At 65.8% G+C, this 18,200-nt stretch carries 19 protein-coding genes; 12 read left to right on the top strand and 7 right to left on the bottom strand.

The features are described 5' to 3' along the window. The first annotated feature begins 36 nt into the window (after positions 1–36). Positions 37–1,272 carry a penicillin-binding protein activator gene (locus ACVWW6_RS07050; RefSeq protein ID WP_456680425.1) on the top strand — a complete coding sequence of 412 codons (1,236 nt, stop codon included), beginning with the start codon at positions 37–39 and terminating at the stop codon, positions 1,270–1,272. Between the two features lie 164 nt (positions 1,273–1,436). Here the strand turns inward: ACVWW6_RS07050 and hemW are convergent, their stop codons facing one another. From hemW to rph, 3 genes are read right to left on the bottom strand one after another with little or no spacing between them, the layout of a single operon-like run. Then, the gene (gene hemW, locus ACVWW6_RS07045) at positions 1,437–2,591 is read right to left on the bottom strand and encodes a radical SAM family heme chaperone HemW (RefSeq protein ID WP_028172453.1); all 1,155 of its coding nucleotides are present in this window, start codon (positions 2,589–2,591) and stop codon (positions 1,437–1,439) included. Continuing rightward, entirely contained in the window at positions 2,578–3,213 is a 636-nt protein-coding gene (rdgB, locus tag ACVWW6_RS07040; RefSeq protein WP_011083500.1) for an RdgB/HAM1 family non-canonical purine NTP pyrophosphatase, read from the bottom strand. Before rdgB ends, hemW begins: the two co-directional genes overlap by 14 nt. Positions 3,214–3,224: 11 nt before the next feature. Next, entirely contained in the window at positions 3,225–3,938 is a 714-nt protein-coding gene (rph, locus tag ACVWW6_RS07035; protein ID WP_011083501.1) for a ribonuclease PH, read from the bottom strand. A 174-nt stretch (positions 3,939–4,112) separates the two neighbouring features. Here rph and hrcA point away from each other — a divergent pair, with 174 nt between their 5' ends. After that, entirely contained in the window at positions 4,113–5,201 is a 1,089-nt protein-coding gene (gene hrcA / locus ACVWW6_RS07030) for a heat-inducible transcriptional repressor HrcA (RefSeq protein WP_011083502.1), read from the top strand. Positions 5,202–5,298: 97 nt separating this feature from the next. Next, complete coding sequence (grpE, locus tag ACVWW6_RS07025) at positions 5,299–5,916, top strand: nucleotide exchange factor GrpE (RefSeq protein ID WP_028172454.1); 618 nt, start codon at positions 5,299–5,301, stop codon at positions 5,914–5,916. A gap of 121 nt (positions 5,917–6,037) precedes the next feature. Here grpE and pncA read toward each other — a convergent pair whose 3' ends face one another. Both pncA and ACVWW6_RS07015 read right to left on the bottom strand, forming a co-directional pair. Beyond that, positions 6,038–6,760 carry a bifunctional nicotinamidase/pyrazinamidase gene (pncA, locus tag ACVWW6_RS07020; protein WP_011083504.1) on the bottom strand — a complete coding sequence of 241 codons (723 nt, stop codon included), beginning with the start codon at positions 6,758–6,760 and terminating at the stop codon, positions 6,038–6,040. A gap of 264 nt (positions 6,761–7,024) precedes the next feature. After that, positions 7,025–7,966, bottom strand: a complete 942-nt coding sequence (locus ACVWW6_RS07015) for a hypothetical protein (RefSeq protein WP_211433338.1) — start codon at positions 7,964–7,966, stop codon at positions 7,025–7,027. A 396-nt stretch (positions 7,967–8,362) separates the two neighbouring features. Here ACVWW6_RS07015 and dnaK point away from each other — a divergent pair, with 396 nt between their 5' ends. The 8 genes from dnaK (at position 8,363) to ACVWW6_RS06975 (ending at position 15,737) form a co-directional block, all read left to right on the top strand. Then, positions 8,363–10,264, top strand: coding sequence for a molecular chaperone DnaK (dnaK, locus tag ACVWW6_RS07010; RefSeq protein WP_011083506.1), 1,902 nt, complete (start codon positions 8,363–8,365; stop codon positions 10,262–10,264). 245 nt (positions 10,265–10,509) lie between these two features. Continuing rightward, entirely contained in the window at positions 10,510–11,643 is a 1,134-nt protein-coding gene (dnaJ, locus tag ACVWW6_RS07005) for a molecular chaperone DnaJ (RefSeq protein WP_011083507.1), read from the top strand. Between the two features lie 87 nt (positions 11,644–11,730). Then, entirely contained in the window at positions 11,731–12,330 is a 600-nt protein-coding gene (locus tag ACVWW6_RS07000; protein ID WP_007598495.1) for a class I SAM-dependent methyltransferase, read from the top strand. A 57-nt stretch (positions 12,331–12,387) separates the two neighbouring features. Next, positions 12,388–12,966, top strand: coding sequence for an NADPH-dependent FMN reductase (locus ACVWW6_RS06995; protein WP_011083508.1), 579 nt, complete (start codon positions 12,388–12,390; stop codon positions 12,964–12,966). A gap of 6 nt (positions 12,967–12,972) precedes the next feature. Beyond that, positions 12,973–13,686 (top strand): orotidine-5'-phosphate decarboxylase, encoded by a 714-nt coding sequence (pyrF, locus tag ACVWW6_RS06990; protein ID WP_011083509.1) that lies wholly within the window; start codon positions 12,973–12,975, stop codon positions 13,684–13,686. Positions 13,687–13,805: 119 nt separating this feature from the next. Further along, positions 13,806–14,117, top strand: coding sequence for a DUF1330 domain-containing protein (locus ACVWW6_RS06985; RefSeq protein WP_011083510.1), 312 nt, complete (start codon positions 13,806–13,808; stop codon positions 14,115–14,117). Between the two features lie 153 nt (positions 14,118–14,270). Next, a complete protein-coding gene (dapB, locus tag ACVWW6_RS06980) occupies positions 14,271–15,086 on the top strand; it encodes a 4-hydroxy-tetrahydrodipicolinate reductase (protein ID WP_456680424.1) in 816 nt (271 codons plus the stop codon). Positions 15,087–15,113: 27 nt separating this feature from the next. Further along, positions 15,114–15,737: a 2,3-bisphosphoglycerate-dependent phosphoglycerate mutase gene (locus ACVWW6_RS06975; protein ID WP_011083512.1), complete on the top strand. Its 624-nt coding sequence runs from the start codon at positions 15,114–15,116 to the stop codon at positions 15,735–15,737. 116 nt (positions 15,738–15,853) lie between these two features. Here ACVWW6_RS06975 and ACVWW6_RS06970 read toward each other — a convergent pair whose 3' ends face one another. Both ACVWW6_RS06970 and ACVWW6_RS06965 read right to left on the bottom strand, forming a co-directional pair. After that, the gene (locus ACVWW6_RS06970; RefSeq protein WP_028172457.1) at positions 15,854–16,750 is read right to left on the bottom strand and encodes a methylated-DNA--[protein]-cysteine S-methyltransferase; all 897 of its coding nucleotides are present in this window, start codon (positions 16,748–16,750) and stop codon (positions 15,854–15,856) included. A 55-nt stretch (positions 16,751–16,805) separates the two neighbouring features. After that, on the bottom strand, positions 16,806–17,339 hold the full coding sequence (locus tag ACVWW6_RS06965; RefSeq protein WP_161532820.1) for a DUF2244 domain-containing protein: 534 nt from the start codon (positions 17,337–17,339) through the stop codon (positions 16,806–16,808). Positions 17,340–17,361: 22 nt separating this feature from the next. On the opposite strand from ACVWW6_RS06965, the gene nth reads away from it, so the two are divergent. After that, positions 17,362–18,114, top strand: coding sequence for an endonuclease III (gene nth / locus ACVWW6_RS06960; protein ID WP_028172458.1), 753 nt, complete (start codon positions 17,362–17,364; stop codon positions 18,112–18,114). Positions 18,115–18,200: the final 86 nt, after the last annotated feature.

Raw genomic sequence — 18,200 nt, 5'->3', positions numbered from 1 at the left:
ACCGGCCGGCGACGGCAGGTCAGAAGAGAAGCCACCATGCTGGGCCCGCGTCATCCAAAATCTCCCGATCCGGGGCCCCAATCGTCGGGTGCGACCCGGCGGAGCGCGCTCGGCCTGTTGCTCGGCGCGCCCTTGCTGTCGGCCTGCGCCGGCGTGCAGCAGAGCCTGAGCCAGTTCTCTAATCCCTTCAGCAGCTCTTCCGCGCCCCCGGCTCAGCCGGCCGGGCCGCCGCAACAGGCCACCACCGCCGGCACCGGCGGGGTGAAGGTTGCCGTGATCCTGCCGCTCTCGGCCGCCGGCAACGCCGGCCTCGCCGCGCAGTCGATGCGCAACGCCGCCGAGATGGCGCTGGCCGAATTCCAGAATCCGAACATCCAGCTCCTGATCAAGGACGACAATGGCAGCCCGCAAGGCGCGCAGGCCGGTGCGCAGCAGGCGATCGACGAAGGCGCCGAGATCATTTTGGGACCGCTGTTCGCGCAATCGGTGCCGGCGGTGGCGCAGGTCGCGCGCACGCGCGGCATTTCCGTGATCGCGTTCTCGACCGATTCCAGCATCGCCGGCCGCGGCGTCTATCTGCTCTCGTTCCTGCCGGAGTCCGACGTCAATCGCATCGTCGAATATTCCGCCAGCATCGGAAAGCGCTCCGTCGCCGTGCTCGTGCCCGACAATGCCTATGGCAATGTGGTCGAGGCCGCGGTGAAGGCGGCGGTGCCGCGGCGCGGCGGCCGCATCGTCGCGTTCGAGAAATACGGCGCCGACCGCGCCACGCCGGCGCGCGCCGTGGCGCAGCAGCTCGGCAGCGCGGATGCGCTGTTCATCGCCGATGACGGCGATGCGGTGGTGACGGTCGCCGATGCGATGACGGCCGCCGGCGCGAACTTGCGCAACATCCAGCTGCTCGGCACCGGCCTGTGGGACAATCCGCGCGTCTACGCGAATGCGAGCCTGCAAGGCGGCCTCTACGCGGCGCCCGATCCCGCCGGCTTCCGCGCTTTCTCCGGCCGCTACCGCACCAAATACGGTGCCGAGCCGATTCGCACCGCAACGCTCGCCTATGACGCGGTCGCCCTCGTCGCCGCGCTCGCGCGCACGCAGGGCACCACGCGCTTCTCGTCCGACGTGCTCACCAACCCCTCGGGCTTTGCCGGCATCGACGGTCTATTCCGCTTCCGCGCCGACGGCACCAACGAACGCGGCCTTGCGGTGATGAAGGTGACGACCGGCGGCGGCGTCGCGGTCGCGGGTTCGCCGAAGAGTTTTGGGGCTTAGCTGTTCTTTCGCCGTCGTCCTGGCGAAAGCCAGGACCCATACCGCGTGATCTATCGAGTGACTACAGTGCGAGTACCAGCAAAGTAATAATTGGGACTCTTCGCCAAACTCCTCCCTGGGGTAATGGGTCCTGGCTTTCGCCAGGACGACGATGGGGAGAGAGCTCAGGCCGCCAGATCCGCGACCACCGCATCCAGCACCGGGAATCCGCTGCTGGTCACGCGCAGCCGTCCCGTCGCATCGACCGTGATCGCGCCTTCCTCACGCAGCAGCGCGATGCGCTTGGGGTCGAGCGCGCGGCCGGAGAGGGCGGTGTAGCGTTCGGGATCGATGCCTTCGGCGAGACGGAGTCCCATCAGCAAAAATTCATCGGCGCGCTCCTCGCTGTTGAGGAGATCGTCGGTCACGACGCCGTGGCCGTTGGTCTCGACCCGCAACAGCCAGGCTTCGGGACGCTTCTCGGTGGCGGTGGCGTGCCTGATCCCGTCGATGTCGAGCCGGCCGTGCGCGCCGGGGCCGATGCCGGCATATTCGTCGCCGCGCCAGTAGACCAGATTGTGCCGGCATTCGGCGCCGCGCCGCGCGTGATTGGAGATCTCGTAAGCGGGCAGGCCGAGCTTGTCGCAGGTTTCCTGCGTGACGTCGTAGAGCGCGCGCGCGACCGCCTCGTCCGGGGTCTTCAATTTGCCGGCCTGGTGCAGGCCGAAGAACGGCGTGCCTTCCTCGATCGTCAATTGATAGAGCGACAGATGCTCGGCCGCCTCCGCGATCGCAAGACGCAGTTCATCGGCCCACATCGCCGGCGTCTGGTCGGGGCGGGCGTAGATCAGGTCGAACGAATAACGCTCGAACGAGCGGCGCGCGATGGCGACCGCGTCCAGCGCTTCGCGCGCGCTGTGCATGCGGCCTAGCGCCTTCAGCGAAGCATCGTCGAGCGCCTGCACGCCGAGCGAGACGCGGTTGACGCCGGCAGCGCGATAGCCGGCGAAGCGCGTGGCCTCGACGCTGGTCGGGTTTGCTTCCAGCGTGACTTCGACATCACGAGCGACCTGCCAGTGCTTGCCGATCGAATCGAGCACGGCGCCGACGGTCGCGGGCTGCATCAGCGACGGCGTGCCGCCGCCGAGGAAGATCGAGGTGACCTCGCGGCCGGGCGCGCGCTGCGCGGTCGTTTCGATCTCGCGCGCGAAGGCGGAGGCGAAGCGCGCTTCGTCGATCGCGGCATGGCGGACATGGCTGTTGAAGTCGCAATAGGGGCACTTCGACAGGCAGAACGGCCAGTGCACGTAGACGCCGAAGGCTTCGTTAGCGCGGCTCAAGGCAGATCTCCGCCAGTTTCACGAAGGCGCGGGCACGGTGCGACAGGGCAAGGCCGAGCGGCGGCAGGCCGTGCTTCTCGATGCTGGTCATCTCGCCGAAGGTGCGCGTGTGACCGTCGGGCCGAAACATCGGATCATAGCCGAAGCCGGCGGTGCCGCGCGGCGGCCAGACCAGCGTGCCGTCGACGCGCGCCTCGACCTCTTCGAGATGATCGTCGGGCCAGGCGACGCAGAGCGCGGAGACGAAGTGCGCCTTGCGCTTGTCAGGCGCGGTCGCGCCGCGCTCCTGCAACAGGCGCTCGATCCGCGTCATCGCCGCGGTGAAGTCCTTGGTCGGTCCGGCCCAGCGCGCACTGTAGATGCCGGGCGCGCCGTCGAGCGCGTCGACCACGATGCCGGAATCATCGGCGAAGGACGGAAGCTTGGACGCGTGCGCGGCCGCGATCGCCTTGATCGCGGCGTTGCTGCGGAAATCGTTGCCGGTCTCGTCCGGCTCGGAAAGGCCGAGCTCGCCGGCCGACACCGCCTCGATGCCGTAAGGCGCCAAAAGCTCCTTCATCTCGGCGAGCTTGCCGGGATTGTGGGTGGCGATGACGAGCTTTCCGGTGATTCGGCGGTGCATGGGCCTATTGACTACGCGACGGCCAGTTTCTGCAAGTCCACGAGGCGCGCGATACCCTTCTGGGCCAGCGCCATCAGCGCCAGGAGCTCGTCTTGTGTGAACGGTTCGCGTTCCGCGGTGCCCTGCACCTCGATGATGCGGCCATCGCCGGTCATGACGAAATTGGCGTCGGTCTGGGCTTCCGAATCCTCGGCATAGTCGAGGTCGAGCACGGGCGTGCCGTTGTAGATGCCGCAGGAGATCGCGGCGACGTTGTCGCGCAGCACGTTGGCCTTGACCATGTTGCGCGCCTTCATCCAGTTGACGCAATCGGCGAGCGCGACCCAGGCGCCGGTGATCGAGGCCGTGCGCGTGCCGCCGTCGGCCTGGAGCACGTCGCAATCGACCGTGATCTGGCGCTCGCCGAGCGCTTCGAGATTGATGATGGTGCGAAGCGAGCGGCCGATCAGGCGCTGGATCTCGACGGTGCGGCCGCTCTGCTTGCCGGCGGAGGCCTCGCGGCGGGTTCGTTCCGAGGTCGCGCGCGGCAGCATGCCGTATTCCGCGGTGACCCAGCCGCGGCCCTGGCCCTTCAGCCACGGCGGCAGGCGGTCCTCCAGCGTGGCGGTGACCAGCACATGGGTGTCGCCGAATTTCACCAGGCAGGAGCCTTCCGCATATTTGACCACGCCGCGCTCCAGCGTCACGGGGCGCAATTCGTCGGGCGCACGGCGGCTTGGCCGCATGGGAAATCCTCCAAAACTCACGGGAATAGGCTGTTCGCGGTGCTTGTAGGTGGGGTGAGGGTGAGCGGCAAGGCCTTTTCGGTCCCCAAGCAACTGTCGAGCAAGTGCAAAACCACGCTTGTCAGGGACCTCCCGGATGGCCAAATTATAAGCATCTGAGAGGAGTTGCTGTCTGTGGCCCATCACGATCCGATCCATCTGATCGCGCCGCGCGCAGGGCTCGCCCAGCTGAATGAGCGGTCCCGCGACATCTTTCGTCAAATTGTCGAAAGCTATCTCGCGACCGGCGAGCCGGTGGGCTCACGCAATATTTCCCGGCTGATCGCGATGCCACTGTCGCCGGCCTCGGTTCGCAACGTCATGGCCGATCTGGAACAGCTCGGCCTGATCTATGCCCCGCATACGTCCGCCGGCCGGCTGCCGACGGAACTCGGCCTGCGCTTCTTCGTCGACGCCTTGATGCAGGTGGGCGACCTCAATGACGCTGAGCGGCAGTCGATCCAGAGCCAGCTCACCTCCGTCGGTCAGGCGCAGTCGGTCGAGGCGGCGCTGGACCAGGCGCTGACGCGGCTGTCGGGCCTGACCCGCGCCGCCGCCGTGGTGCTGACGCCGAAATCCAACGCGCGGCTGAAACACATCGAATTCGTCCGGCTGGAACCGGAAAAGGCGCTGGTGATCCTGGTCGGCGAGGACGGCCAGGTCGAAAACCGCGTGCTGACGCTGCCACCCGGAGTTCCCTCCTCGGCGATCACCGAGGCCGGCAATTTCCTCAATTCGCGGATTCGCGGCCGGACCCTGGCCGAAGCGCGGCTCGAGCTCGAGACCGCGCTCGGGGAGGCCCGTGCCGAGCTCGATCAGCTGACGCAGAAGGTGATTTCGGCCGGGATCGCCAGCTGGTCCGGCGGCGAGAACGAGGACCGCCAGCTCATCGTCCGTGGCCACGCCAATCTGCTGGAAGATTTGCACGCGCTGGAGGATCTGGAGCGGGTCCGCCTCTTGTTCGACGACCTCGAGACCAAGCGCGGCGTCATCGACCTGCTCGGCCGGGCCGAGACCGCGGAAGGCGTGCGGATTTTCATCGGTTCGGAGAACAAGCTGTTCTCCTTGTCGGGCTCCTCGACCATCATCTCGCCCTATCGGGATGCCGCCGGCCACATCGTCGGCGTTTTGGGCGTGATCGGGCCGACACGGCTGAATTATGCCCGTGTGATCCCGACCGTGGACTACGCCGCCCGGATCGTCAGCCGCCTTCTGGGGGGCTGACCGGCGGCTGAGGCGATCACGGGCGCTTGATTTTCGGCGTCCGAAGCACGATATCCGGGCCAGAAAAATCCCTGAGACAAATTCGAAAAGAGAGCCGATGACCGATCGAGACCGGCAACCCGAAGACACGACCGCGCCGACCGGCGAGCCCGTGGTGTCGAAGCCCTACATCATGCCCGACGATCCCGAGCCGGGCTCGGTCGAGCTGTTGCAGAAGGAAGCCGCCGAGGCGCGCGACCGTATGCTGCGGACGCTGGCGGAGATGGAAAATCTGCGCAAGCGCACCACCAAGGAGGTCGCCGACGCCCGTCTCTACGGCATCACCGGCTTTGCCCGCGACGTGCTCGACATCGCCGACAACCTCCAGCGCGCGCTCGACGCGGTTCCCGCCGAGGCCCGCGCCGCGGCCGATCCCGGCCTGACCTCGCTGATCGAGGGCGTCGAGCTCACCGAGCGCTCGCTGCTCAACGCGCTGGAAAAGCACGGCGTGAAGAAGTTCGATCCGCAGGGTCAGAAGTTCGACCCGAACTTCCAGCAGGCGATGTTCGAAGTGCCTGATGCGTCGGTGCCCGCCGGTACGGTCGTGCAGGTCATGCAGGCCGGCTACACCATCGGCGAGCGCGTGCTGCGTCCGGCCCTCGTTGGGGTCGCCAAGGGCGGCGCGAAGGCTGCGTCCGCCGCCAACACCAACGAGCCGAACAGCGCGGCGAACTGAGTTCTGACGTCATTCCGGGGCGATGCGAAGCATCGAACTATGGTGCGCAGCTGCGCACCTGAGAATCTCGAGATTCCGGGTTCGGCTCTTCGAGCCGCCCCGGAACGACTGATGGCTGGTCTTACGCGCTCGCCGCGATATCCGCAGACTGAATCCGCTTCACGCCGGCCTTGGCCATGTCGGCCCAGGCTTTTGCCAGCGAGCCCTGCGTGTCGATGCCGCGGCAGGCGTCTTCCACGACATAGACTTCGAAGCCCGCCTTGCGCGCGTCGAGCGCGGTCCAGGCGACGCAGAAATCTGTCGCGAGGCCAGCGACGAAGACGCGCTTGATCTTGCGGCCCTTCAAATAGCCGGCGAGGCCGGTCGAGGTCTTGCCGTCGGCTTCGAGGAAGGCCGAGTAGCTGTCGACGTCCTTGTGAAAACCCTTGCGGATGATGAGCTCGGCGTGCGGGATTGCGAGGTCCTTCGACAGCGAAGCGCCGTCAGTGCCCTGCACGCAATGGTCGGGCCACAGCACCTGCTTGCCGTAAGGCAGGTCGATGGTCTCGAACGGCTTCTTGCCGGAGTGGACCGACGCAAACGAAACGTGGCCGGGCGTGTGCCAGTCCTGCGTCATCACCACATTCGAAAACGCTTTCGAGATCTTGTTGATGACGGGCACCACCTGCTCGCCTTCCTTCACCGCGAGGCTGCCGCCCGGCAGGAAGCAGTTCTGCACGTCGATCACGAGCAGCGCGGACGCATCGTCCGGCTTGATCGATGCGGCCGCAAGAAGTGCGGTTGGCGCGAGGGCTACGAGGGCGCTCGTCCCAAGCGCCGCCAAGACTTGCCGCCGATCTAGCATCGTTCGCCTCCCTCCAGGATGAACTCGATTGGGCAGGAGCCTAGTTCCGCTTGTGTACGAACAGAAGCCCGAAAATGCAGCCGGTTTTGGTGAGAGGGTGGGCTCAGCCGCGTACTCGGTGCACCTCTCCCGCTTGCGGGAGAGGTCGGCGCGTAGCGCCGGGTGAGGGTTCTCTCCTCTGGGGGAGTCTTCGTTGTTGAGACACCCTCTCCCCAACCCTCCCCCGCAAGCGGGGGAGGGAGCGCATCTCGCTTGCGGATGCAGCTACCCCTTCGGCTGGATGCCGTCGCGCACGGCGCGGAAGCGGGTGAAGGCGGCTTGCCACTGGTCGCGCGGGGCGCTGGCGATGATGCGCAGCGAGGCGCCGCCGCTCGAGAAGCGGATCCACTGCACCACGGTCACCGGGGTCTTGTCCTTGCCGCTGACGCCGTCGATCCGGGTCTCGAAGCCCTGCTGGCCGTTGATGCGGATCGGCTCGGACATGGTGACGCGCGATTCGCGCACGCCGGGGATCTGGAGCGCCGCCTCCTGGGCGAAGCGGGCGCGGTCGTCGGCGGCTTGCGGGGTGGCGCCGATCAGGCCGAGGATCATGAACGGCTTCGACTCGTAGCCCGTGCTCTCGTTGCCGTCGGCCAGGATGATGCTAGAGCCCGGCGCCAGCGTGCGGATGTCCTTGAAGTCGGCGAGATCGGTGATCTTGAACGGCATCAGCCCGATCTGCTCTTCGGCCGAGACCTGCTTGCGGGTCACGGTGCTCGCAAACATCTGCCGCACCGCCTCGTCGGTGTAGATCTTGGTCGCGTTCTCCGGGATCTGCACCGCGACATAGCCGGAGAAGCCGGCGCCCGGCACGATCATCGAATAGCGTTTCACCGCCGTCTCGCCGGCCTTGCCGCTCTCGGTGGTGAAATAGGCAAGGCCCGCGGGGGTCTCGATCTTGTCCTGCTTGACGCCGTTGACGCCGGCCGGATTGGAATTGAAGGCGCTCACGACCTCGCCATAGGCCGCCGGCGGCAGCTCGGTGATCAGCACCTTGACGGTGCCGTCCTCGCTCTCGAAGCCCGGAAAGGTCTTGGCCGTGCTGAGGCCGACCAGCGGCACCATGCCGAGGCGCAGTCCGGGCGGGAAAACGGCGTCGGCAGCAAAGGCCGGAAGCGCGGAGACGGCGAGGAGGGCGAGCGCGGCGAGGGGACGGATCAGCTTCATGGGCACTCTGATTGGTTCACATTGAGGCCGTTCGATGGTCGGCCACCGGGCCGCTTTGTCGCGCGAAGCAGCCTGGGTGCGGCGCTCCGGCCGGTCCGCCTTTTAGCCGGTTTGGCCCTGCCGCAACAGGGCAGGCCGGATCGCGGTAACGGGGGCTTGCCGAAGCCCGGACCTGTTAATAATTCCTCACCCGCAAGGGCGGCTGGGCCCGGATATGATCTTCCAAAACCCAATGTTTTCACGGCCGAAACTTGCGTTCGGTCCTTGCGGGCCCCTCCCCCCCTCCTATATGAGCCTCAACCATCGCAATATCGCGAATGTTTGATCTTAGGGGGTTTCGGTTCGGGTGCCTTCTGGGCCCAACCAACCTGCCGCAAAAAGAAGGATATCAGGACCATGGGAAAGGTCATTGGGATCGACCTCGGCACCACGAACTCGTGCGTCGCCGTGATGGATGGCAAGAACGCCAAAGTCATCGAGAATTCCGAGGGCATGCGCACGACGCCTTCGATCGTCGCCGTCACCGACGACGGTGAGCGCCTCGTCGGCCAGCCGGCCAAGCGCCAGGCCGTCACCAATCCCGAGCGCACCTTCTTCGCAGTGAAGCGCCTCATCGGCCGCCGCTACGACGACCCGATGGTCGAGAAGGACAAGAAGCTCGTTCCGTACAAGATCGTGAAGGCTTCCAACGGCGACGCCTGGGTCGAGGCCGACGGCCAGACCTACTCGCCCTCGCAGGTCTCGGCGTTCATCCTGCAGAAGATGAAGGAGACCGCGGAGGCCCATCTCGGCCAGAAGGTCGACCAGGCCGTCATCACCGTTCCCGCCTACTTCAACGACGCCCAGCGCCAGGCGACCAAGGACGCCGGCAAGATCGCGGGCCTTGAAGTGCTGCGCATCATCAACGAGCCGACCGCGGCCGCGCTCGCCTATGGTCTGGACAAGACCAAGACCGGCACGATCGCCGTGTACGATCTCGGCGGCGGCACGTTCGATATCTCCATTCTCGAAATCGGCGACGGCGTGTTCGAGGTGAAGTCGACCAACGGCGACACCTTCCTCGGCGGCGAAGACTTCGACATGCGCCTGGTCGGTTATCTCGCCGACGAGTTCCAGAAGGAGCAGGGCATCAACCTGCGCAACGACAAGCTCGCGTTGCAGCGCCTGAAGGAAGCCGCTGAAAAGGCCAAGATCGAGCTGTCGTCGACGACGCAGACCGAGATCAACCTGCCCTTCATCACCGCGGACCAGACCGGCCCGAAGCATCTGACGATGAAGCTCACCCGCGCCAAGTTCGAGGCGCTGGTCGACGACCTCATCCAGAAGACCGTCGAGCCCTGCCGCAAGGCGCTGAAGGACGCCGGCGTCACCGCCGGTGAGATCGGCGAAGTGGTTCTGGTCGGCGGCATGTCGCGCATGCCGAAGGTCCAGGAAGTCGTGAAGCAGCTGTTCGGCAAGGAGCCGCACAAGGGCGTCAACCCGGACGAAGTCGTGGCGATCGGTGCCGCGATCCAGGCCGGCGTGCTCCAGGGCGACGTCAAGGACGTGCTGCTGCTCGACGTGACCCCGCTGTCGCTGGGCATCGAGACGCTGGGCGGCGTGTTCACCCGCATCATCGACCGCAACACCACGATCCCGACCAAGAAGAGCCAGGTGTTCTCGACCGCCGAGGACAACCAGAACGCGGTCACCATCCGCGTCTTCCAGGGCGAGCGTGAAATGGCGGCCGACAACAAGATGCTCGGCCAGTTCGACCTGATGGGCATTCCGCCGGCCCCGCGCGGCATGCCGCAGATCGAGGTGACCTTCGACATCGACGCCAACGGCATCGTCAACGTCTCGGCGAAGGACAAGGCCACCGGCAAGGAGCAGCAGATCCGCATCCAGGCCTCCGGCGGTCTGTCGGAAGCCGACATCGAGAAGATGGTCAAGGACGCCGAGGCCAATGCCGAAGCGGACAAGAAGCGCCGCGAGGCGGTGACCGCCAAGAACGAGGCGGACGGTCTGGTGCATTCGACCGAGAAGGCGCTCGCCGAGCACGGTTCGAAGGTCGCCGAGACCGAGCGCCGCGCCATCGAGGATGCCGTCAGCGACCTCAAGGAAGCGCTGAAGGGCGACGATGCCGAGGCGATCAAGGCCAAGACCCAGACGCTGGCCCAGGCTTCGATGAAGCTCGGCGAGGCCATGTACAAGCAGCAGGCCGAGGCCGACGCCAAGAAGGACGCGGCCAAGGACGACGTCGTCGACGCGGAGTTCACCGAAGTCGACGACGACAAGAACAACAAGAAGTCCGCCTGAACCCCAAGAGGGTGATGATGCGGACGGCTTGGACCCCACACACTCCTTCGGCCTCCCCCTTCGCGGGGGAGGCTCCCGTGTCGAGGTCGACGGGCTACGCTCCCGTTACGATCGATCAATTTCCAGCCGTTATTCTCAACGCTGCCATGCTGCCCTCTGCCGCGAGGCGGAGGGACGCCTATATCGTCGCGTGGCAGCATTGTTTTGCCCCGACTTGAATCGCGATTGGATAGACCGAGTTCAACATGTCCACGTCCACCAAGCGCTGCTACTACGAGACCCTCGAAGTCGAACGTGACGCCGACGAATCCAAGTTGAAGTCGTCGTTCCGCAAGCTGGCGATGAAGTTCCATCCCGACCGCAATCCGGGGGACGACACCAGCGAGGTCAAGTTCAAGGAAATCAACGAGGCCTACGAGGTCCTGAAGGACAAGGACAAGCGCGCGGCCTATGACCGTTTCGGCCATGCGGCCTTCGAGCAGGGCGGTCCTGGCGGCGGCGCCGGTTTCGGCGCGGGCTTCGCCTCCTCCTTCTCCGATATTTTCGAGGACCTGTTCGGCATGGCCGGACAGCGCGGCCGCGGCGGCCGCGAGCGCGGCGCCGACCTGCGCTACAACATGGAAATCACGCTCGAGGAGGCCTTTGGCGGCAAGACCGCGCAGATCGAGATCCCGGTCTCGGTCACCTGCGAGGCCTGCTCGGGCATCGGCGCCAAGGCCGGCACGAAGCCGAAGACCTGCTCGACCTGCGGCGGCGCCGGCCGCGTGCGGCAGTCGCAGGGCTTCTTCACCCTGGAGCGGACCTGTCCGGGTTGCCAGGGCCGCGGCCAGATGATCGAGGACGCCTGCCCGTCCTGCTCTGGCCAGGGCCGTGTGACCCGCGAGCGGACGCTGTCGGTCAACATTCCCCAGGGCGTCGAGGACGGTACGCGGATCAGGCTCGCCGGCGAAGGCGAGGCCGGTGTCCGCGGCGGCCCGCCCGGCGACCTCTACATCTTCCTGTCGCTGGCCCAGCACCAGTTCTTCCAGCGCGACGGCGCCGATCTGCATTGCCGGGTGCCGATCTCGATGGTGACGGCCGCCCTTGGCGGCGAATTCGAGGTGCCGACCATCGAGAAGGGCAAGGCCAAGGTGAAGGTGCCGGCCGGGACCCAGTCCAACCGTCGATTCCGCATTGCATCAAAAGGCATGCCGGTGCTGCGCTCGCGCCAGACCGGCGACATGTACGTTCAGGTCGTGGTCGAGACCCCGCAGAATCTCACCAAGAAGCAGCAGGAATTGCTGGCCGAGTTCGAAAAGCTCTCTTCCGGCAACACCCAGCCGGAATCCGAGGGTTTCTTCACCAAGGTCAAGGATTTCTTCGGCAGTCGGGCGAATTGACTCGTCTTGACCGTATCGCCTTCGGCCTATACGTCTTTATGACCATTTTCTGACACGCCGCGTCCTGCGGTCCCGTCCGGTCCAGACATGCCATTGCCATCGTCCGCGCGTGCGTTGAAGAAGCCTCGTCTTGATGACGAGGTGCGCTTTCTCAGATCGTGGATCGAAAAGCCGCTCCACATGGGCGCAGTGATGCCGTCGGGCAAGCTGCTGGCCCGGACCATGGCGCATTACGTCGACGTCAACTCGGACGCCCCTGTGGTTGAGCTCGGCCCCGGTACCGGCGCCATCACCTCGGCCCTGGTCGAACGTGGCGTCGACCAGAAGCGTCTCGTCCTCGTCGAGTACAATCCCGGCTTCTGCGCGCTGCTGCGCGACCGCTATCCGCAGGCCAAGGTCGTGCAGGGCGATGCCTATCGCCTGCGCGACACGCTCTGGAACGTGCTGAGCGCGCCGGCATCCGCCGTCGTCTCCGGCCTGCCGCTGGTCACCAAACCGATGCTGACGCGGTTGCGGCTCATTCGCGACGCTTTCACGGCGCTCGCGCCCGGCGCGCCCTTCGTCCAGTTCACCTATGCGGTGGTGCCGCCGATCCCGAAATCGCTGCCCGGCGTGTCCACAGAGGCTTCGGAACGGATCTGGATGAACCTTCCGCCGGCCCGCGTCTGGGTGTATCGCAAGGATTAATTCCGCCGGCATTCCTCTTTGCGCGGCGGGCTCGTTTCGCCGAACGCATGGAAGCGGATGTCCGCACCCAAAATCCTGGTCATTCCCGGCTCGCTACGCACCGGCTCGCACAATGCGAAGCTGGCCGCGCTCGCCGCCTATGAATTCGCCCAGGCCGGCGTCGACGTCACCCGCATCTCGCTCGCCGATTTTCCGCTGCCGATCTACGACGGCGACCTCCAGGCCAAGTCGGGCGTGCCCAAGCACGCGATCAATCTCAAGCGCATGATCGGCGCGCATCATGGCGTGCTGATCGTTTCGCCCGAATACAATGCCTCGGTGCCGCCGCTGCTTAAGAACGCGATCGACTGGGTCAGCCGCGTGCATGAGCTGCACGAGGCGCGCGGCGAGGTGTTCCGCAACCGCGCCTTCGCGCTCGCCGGCGCCTCGCAGAGCCGGCTCGGCGCCGCCCGCGCGCTCCAGGCGTTGCGGCTGATCCTGACCTCCTGCCACGCCAATGTGATTGCCAGCCAGCTCACGCTCGCCTTTGCCGGAGAGGCCTATGACGATATGGACAGGCTGAAGAACGAGGGCGATATCGCCGCGTTGAAGGAGCTGGTAGCGCAGTTGATCGACATTTCCCAACGCATGATGTGAGGTGACATGACGCCAGCCGAGATCGCCCCGAAAGACCGCCTGATCGTTGCGCTCGATCTGCCGAGCGTTGATGCCGCGGAGGCAATGATCGCAAGGCTCGGCGACAGCGTCACGTTCTACAAGATCGGCTATCGCCTCGCTTATGCCGGCGGCTTGCCGCTCGTTGCGAGGCTCGCGGACAAGGGCAAGAAGGTCTTTCTCGATCTCAAGCTGCACGACATCGGCAACACCGTGGCGCAAGGCGTCGAGAGCATCACCAGGCTGGGCGCGACCTTCCTCACCGTGCACGCTTATCCGCAGACCATGAAGGGCGCCGTCGAAGGCCGCGGCGGCTCGAACCTGAAGATCCTCGCCGTCACTGTGCTGACTTCCTACAACGAGGACGATCTGCACGCGGCAGGTTTCCGGCTCGGCGTCGCCGAGCTCGTCGAAGCGCGCGCGCAGCAGGCGCAGGTGCTCGGCATCGACGGGCTGGTGTCGTCGCCCGAGGAGGTGGGCGCCTTGCGCAAGATCGTCGGCCACCAGATGAGCCTCGTCACGCCCGGCATCCGGCCGGCGGGCTCGGCAAGCGGCGATCAGAAACGCATCATGACGCCGGGCCGCGCGATCACCGCGGGCGCCGATTATCTCGTCGTCGGGCGCCCGGTGGTGGAAGCCGCCGAGCCCAAGGCGATCGCAGACGCCATCCAGGCCGAGATCGGGCAGGCGCTGGGAGCATGATCCGGACCCGAAGGGCCGCGTTAGCGCAAAGTGTGCAGCGGTTTTCCATCGCGACAAACGCGGAACGCGTTTGCGCGGAGATCATGCTCAAATAGAGACAACAACAAGGGAGAAGAACAATGGCAAAAGGCTACTGGATCGGGCGTGTCGATGTGAACAGTGACGAGGGCTACAAGCCTTATGCCGTCGCCAACGGCGCGATCTTCAAGAAATGGGGCGGCCGCTTCGTCGTCCGCGGCGGCAAGTTCACCACCGTCGAAGGTGCCAGCCGCACCCGCAACGTCGTGATCGAATTCCCGGACTACGAGACCGCGATCGCCTGCTACAACTCACCGGAATACCAGGCCAACATCAAGGTGCGCCAGCCGCACTCGGTCGCCGACCTCATCATCATCGAGGGCTATGACGGCGCACAGCCGTCGGACGGCTGAGGTAGGCCGTCATTCCGGGGCGCCCAAAGGGCGAACCCGGAATCTCGAGATTCCGGGTTCGATGCTGCGCATCGCCCCGGAATGACGGTGGTGTCCCCCTCGGTTGCCGGAACTGCGTCCCCCCGCTACAACGGCCCCGAAGAGGATCACACCATGTCCGACATGCGCTTGATTGTTGCTGGAGCCGGCGGCCGGATGGGCCGGGCGCTGACGCGCGCGATTGCCGAGAGCAAAGGCGCGGTGCTGGCGGGCGCGCTGGAGGCGCCGGGCTCCGAGATGCTCGGCAAGGATGCCGGCGTGCTCGCGGGCCTGCCGGCCAATGGCATCAAGCTCTCGGCCGATCTCTGGGCGATGTCGAAGGAGGCCGACGGCATCCTCGATTTCACCGTGCCGGCCGCGACCATCGCCAACGTCGCGATCGCCGCCGAGCGCGGCATTGTGCATGTCATCGGGACGACCGGGCTTTCGGGTTCCGACAACGCCGTGATCAAGAGCGTCACCAATCGCGCGGTCGTGGTGCAGTCCGGCAATATGAGCCTGGGCGTCAATCTGCTTGCCGCGGTGGTCAAGCGCGTCGCCAAGGCGCTCGACCAGAGCTTCGACATCGAGATCGTCGAAACCCATCACCGCATGAAGATCGATGCGCCCTCGGGCACCGCGCTGATGCTGGGCCAGGCCGCGGCGGTCGGCCGCGGCATCTCGCTCGACGAGCATGCGGACCGTGGCCGTGACGGCATCACCGGGGCACGTAAGCCCGGCAACATCGGCTTCGCCTCCTTGCGCGGCGGCACCGCGGCCGGCGACCACAGCGTCAGCTTCCTCGGCCCGTTCGAGCGCCTGACGCTGTCGCATCAGGCTGAGGACCGCATGCTGTTCGCGCATGGCGCGCTGAAGGCGGCACTGTGGGCGCATGGCAAGAAGCCGGGGCACTACTCCATGGCCGACGTGCTCGGCCTCGCCGATATCTGAACGAAAGAAAGCAACGGAAAGCAGTCAATGAGCGAACGTCTTCTCGTGCTCGTCCGCCACGGCCAGAGCGAATGGAATCTGAAGAACCTGTTCACGGGGTGGAAGGATCCTGATCTCACCGAGCAGGGCGTCGCCGAGGCCAGGGAAGCCGGCCGCAAGCTGAAGGCGCAGGGGCTCGTGTTCGACGTCGCCTACACGTCGGTGCTGACGCGCGCGCAGCACACGCTCGACCTCATCCTCGGCGAGCTCGGCCAGAAGGGTCTGCCCACGGAGAAGAACCTCGCGCTGAACGAGCGCGACTATGGCGACCTCTCCGGCCTCAACAAGGACGACGCCCGCAAGAAATGGGGCGAGGACCAGGTCCTGATCTGGCGCCGCTCCTACGACGTGCCGCCGCCCGGCGGCGAAAGCCTGAAGGACACGCTGGCGCGTGCGCTGCCCTATTACGTGCAGGAGATTTTGCCCAGCGTGCTCAACGGCAAGCGCACGCTGGTCGCCGCCCACGGCAACTCGCTGCGCGCCCTGATCATGGTGCTGGAGAAGCTGTCGCCGGAAGGCATCCTGAAGCGCGAGCTCGCGACGGGTGTGCCGATCATCTACCGCCTGAATGCGGATTCGACCGTGGCCTCGAAGCTGGATCTGGCGGGGTAACAGACGCCGTCATTCCGGGGCGCCCGAAGGGTGAACCCGGAATCTCGAGGTTCTCAGGTGCGCAGTTGCGCACCATAGTTCGATGCCTTGCATCGCCCCGGAACGACATCAGACAATCACTGCATCCCCAGCTGCCCCGCTTCCCACCCGAGCATCGCCTGCTTGCGGGTGATGCCCCAGTGATAGCCGGTGAGCGTGCCGCTCTTGCCGAGTGCGCGGTGGCAGGGCACGACGAACGACACGGGGTTCTTGCCGACCGCAGCGCCGACGGCGCGCGAGGCCTTCGGGCTGTTGATGTTGCAGGCGATGTCGGAATAGGACACCGCGCGGCCCATCGGGATCTTCAAGAGCGTTTCCCAGACCCGCACCTCGAAATCGGTGCCGATCATCACCACGCGCAATGGCTGGTCCGGCCGCCACAGCTTCGTGTCGAAGATGCGCTGGGCGAGCGGGGCGGTGCCTTCGTGATCCTCGACGTAAGTTGCGTTCCGCCAGCGCCGCGTCATGTCGGCGAGCGCGACCTTCTCTTCACCGGGATCGGCGAAGGCGAGCCCCGACAATCCGCGATCGGTCGCGATCACGATGGCCGTGCCGAAGGGCGAGGCATGGAAGCCGTAGCGCAGGGTGAGGCCCGCGCCGCCATTCTTCCATTCACCCGGCGACATCGCCTCGTGGGTGACGAAGAGATCGTGCAGCCGGCCCGGCCCCGACAGGCCGGAGTCGAGCGCGGCGTCGAGCACGCTCGCGGAATCCCGCAGCAGGCCCTTGGCGTGGTCGAGCGTCAGCGCCTGCATGAAAGCCTTCGGCGTGATCGAGGCCCAGCGGCGGAACAGATGGTGCAGCTCATCGGGCGTGACGCCGGCCGCATCCGCCATCGCCTCGATGGTCGGCTGCGCGCGCCAGTTCTCCGAGATGAAGGCGATCGCCCGGCGCACCGAGTCATAGTCGCGTAGCGCGGCATTCTGGTGGCCCGGCTTGGTCAGGCGCTGGTCATGTATGGCGAGTGTCATCATGACCGGAAATGTAGGAGAGGGGAGGGTTCGAAACCACCCGATTTCCGACGTGAACTCAGCGGATGGGGTTGAAGGTCGGTCCGCGCTTGGCGGCGTTCAGCGCCTCAACCAAGCCATTGTAAAAGCTTGTTTTTTCTTCAGGTCCCAAAAACCCGGCGAGCTGGAGCCGGCGGCCGCGCGAGATCAGGTAGAGGTGTTCGAGGCCAAAATCCTCGTCGATCTCCAGGTCGAGCCGGACCCAGAGCGGATTGAACGTCCATTCGGCGACCTGGCCGCGATGGCTGACGCGCCGCACCCGCAGTTCCGAGGGCGTGACCACGATCTCCTCGCTGGCCCGCGCGGCGCGGAAATTGACCTTGAAGGCCCACCAGATCACCAGCATGTCGAGGCCGAAGAAGCCGAGCACCGGCCACGCGCCCATCATCAGGAAGACGAGGCCGGTGACGAAGCTGACGGCGCTCAGGAACAGCATCACGGCGAGGAAGCCGGTGCGGTTCAGCGAGCGGTGCGGCGTCAGCAGCGCCGAGAAGATTTGAGCTTCGCTCTGATCTTCAGAGTCCCTGCGCTCAATTTCGTTGCCTGTGCTCATCGTCCCTCAGTATATCCCGATCATGGCGAAAATCACCCGCAAGCCGGTCCCGCGCAAAGCCGCCGTGCCTAAGAAAAAAGCAAAGGCGGCTGTGGCGAAGCCGCGGGCCCCCGCGAAGAAATCGCTCAAAGCGATGAAACCTTGGACGCCCGCCGAGATCCGCGAGGTCTTCAGCCGTTTCCGCAAGGCCAACCCGGAGCCGAAGGGCGAGCTTGAGCACGTCAATCCGTTCACGCTGCTGGTCGCCGTGGTGCTGTCGGCGCAGGCCACCGACGCCGGCGTCAACAAGGCGACGCGCGCATTGTTCGAGGTCGCCGATACGCCGCAGAAGATGCTCGACCTCGGCGAGGAGTCCTTGCGCGAATACATCAAGACCATCGGCCTCTATCGCACCAAGGCGAGGAACGTCATTGCGCTGTCGGCCAAGGTGCTCAGCGAGTTCGGCGGCGAGGTGCCGCGCACGCGCGCCGAGATCGAGTCGTTGCCGGGCGCCGGGCGCAAGACCGCCAACGTCGTGCTCAACATGGCCTTTGGCGAACACACCATGGCGGTGGATACGCATGTCTTCCGCGTCGGCAACCGCACCGGGCTCGCGCCCGGCAAGACGCCGCTGGAAGTCGAGCTCGGTCTCGAAAAGGTGATCCCGGCCGAATTCATGCTGCATGCCCATCATTGGCTGATCCTGCACGGCCGCTATACTTGCCTCGCGCGCAAGCCGCGCTGCGAGGTATGCCTGATCAACGATCTCTGCCGATGGCCGGAGAAGACGGTGTGAGGCATTAGCTATCGTCTGTCATTCCGGGGCGATGCGCAGCATCGAACCCGGAATCTCGAGATTCCGGGTCTGGTCCTTCGGACCAT

It is taken from the genome of Bradyrhizobium sp. USDA 3311 (assembly GCF_054062495.1).
The sequence above is the reverse complement of the archived record's forward strand: the minus strand, read 5'-3'. Positions and strand labels throughout refer to the sequence as shown.

Coding starts and splice junctions, on each gene's coding strand:
- dnaJ (WP_011083507.1), top strand. CDS start 10,510: ATGTCCACGTCCACCAAGCGCTGCTACTACGAGACCCTCGAAGTCGAA.
- nth (WP_028172458.1), top strand. CDS start 17,362: ATGGCGAAAATCACCCGCAAGCCGGTCCCGCGCAAAGCCGCCGTGCCT.
- ACVWW6_RS07000 (WP_007598495.1), top strand. CDS start 11,731: ATGCCATTGCCATCGTCCGCGCGTGCGTTGAAGAAGCCTCGTCTTGAT.
- dnaK (WP_011083506.1), top strand. CDS start 8,363: ATGGGAAAGGTCATTGGGATCGACCTCGGCACCACGAACTCGTGCGTC.
- ACVWW6_RS07015 (WP_211433338.1), bottom strand. CDS start 7,966: ATGAAGCTGATCCGTCCCCTCGCCGCGCTCGCCCTCCTCGCCGTCTCC.
- dapB (WP_456680424.1), top strand. CDS start 14,271: ATGTCCGACATGCGCTTGATTGTTGCTGGAGCCGGCGGCCGGATGGGC.
- rdgB (WP_011083500.1), bottom strand. CDS start 3,213: ATGCACCGCCGAATCACCGGAAAGCTCGTCATCGCCACCCACAATCCC.
- ACVWW6_RS06970 (WP_028172457.1), bottom strand. CDS start 16,750: ATGATGACACTCGCCATACATGACCAGCGCCTGACCAAGCCGGGCCAC.
- ACVWW6_RS06995 (WP_011083508.1), top strand. CDS start 12,388: ATGTCCGCACCCAAAATCCTGGTCATTCCCGGCTCGCTACGCACCGGC.
- ACVWW6_RS06975 (WP_011083512.1), top strand. CDS start 15,114: ATGAGCGAACGTCTTCTCGTGCTCGTCCGCCACGGCCAGAGCGAATGG.
- pncA (WP_011083504.1), bottom strand. CDS start 6,760: ATGCTAGATCGGCGGCAAGTCTTGGCGGCGCTTGGGACGAGCGCCCTC.
- grpE (WP_028172454.1), top strand. CDS start 5,299: ATGACCGATCGAGACCGGCAACCCGAAGACACGACCGCGCCGACCGGC.
- ACVWW6_RS06985 (WP_011083510.1), top strand. CDS start 13,806: ATGGCAAAAGGCTACTGGATCGGGCGTGTCGATGTGAACAGTGACGAG.
- ACVWW6_RS07050 (WP_456680425.1), top strand. CDS start 37: ATGCTGGGCCCGCGTCATCCAAAATCTCCCGATCCGGGGCCCCAATCG.
- rph (WP_011083501.1), bottom strand. CDS start 3,938: ATGCGGCCAAGCCGCCGTGCGCCCGACGAATTGCGCCCCGTGACGCTG.
- pyrF (WP_011083509.1), top strand. CDS start 12,973: ATGACGCCAGCCGAGATCGCCCCGAAAGACCGCCTGATCGTTGCGCTC.
- ACVWW6_RS06965 (WP_161532820.1), bottom strand. CDS start 17,339: ATGAGCACAGGCAACGAAATTGAGCGCAGGGACTCTGAAGATCAGAGC.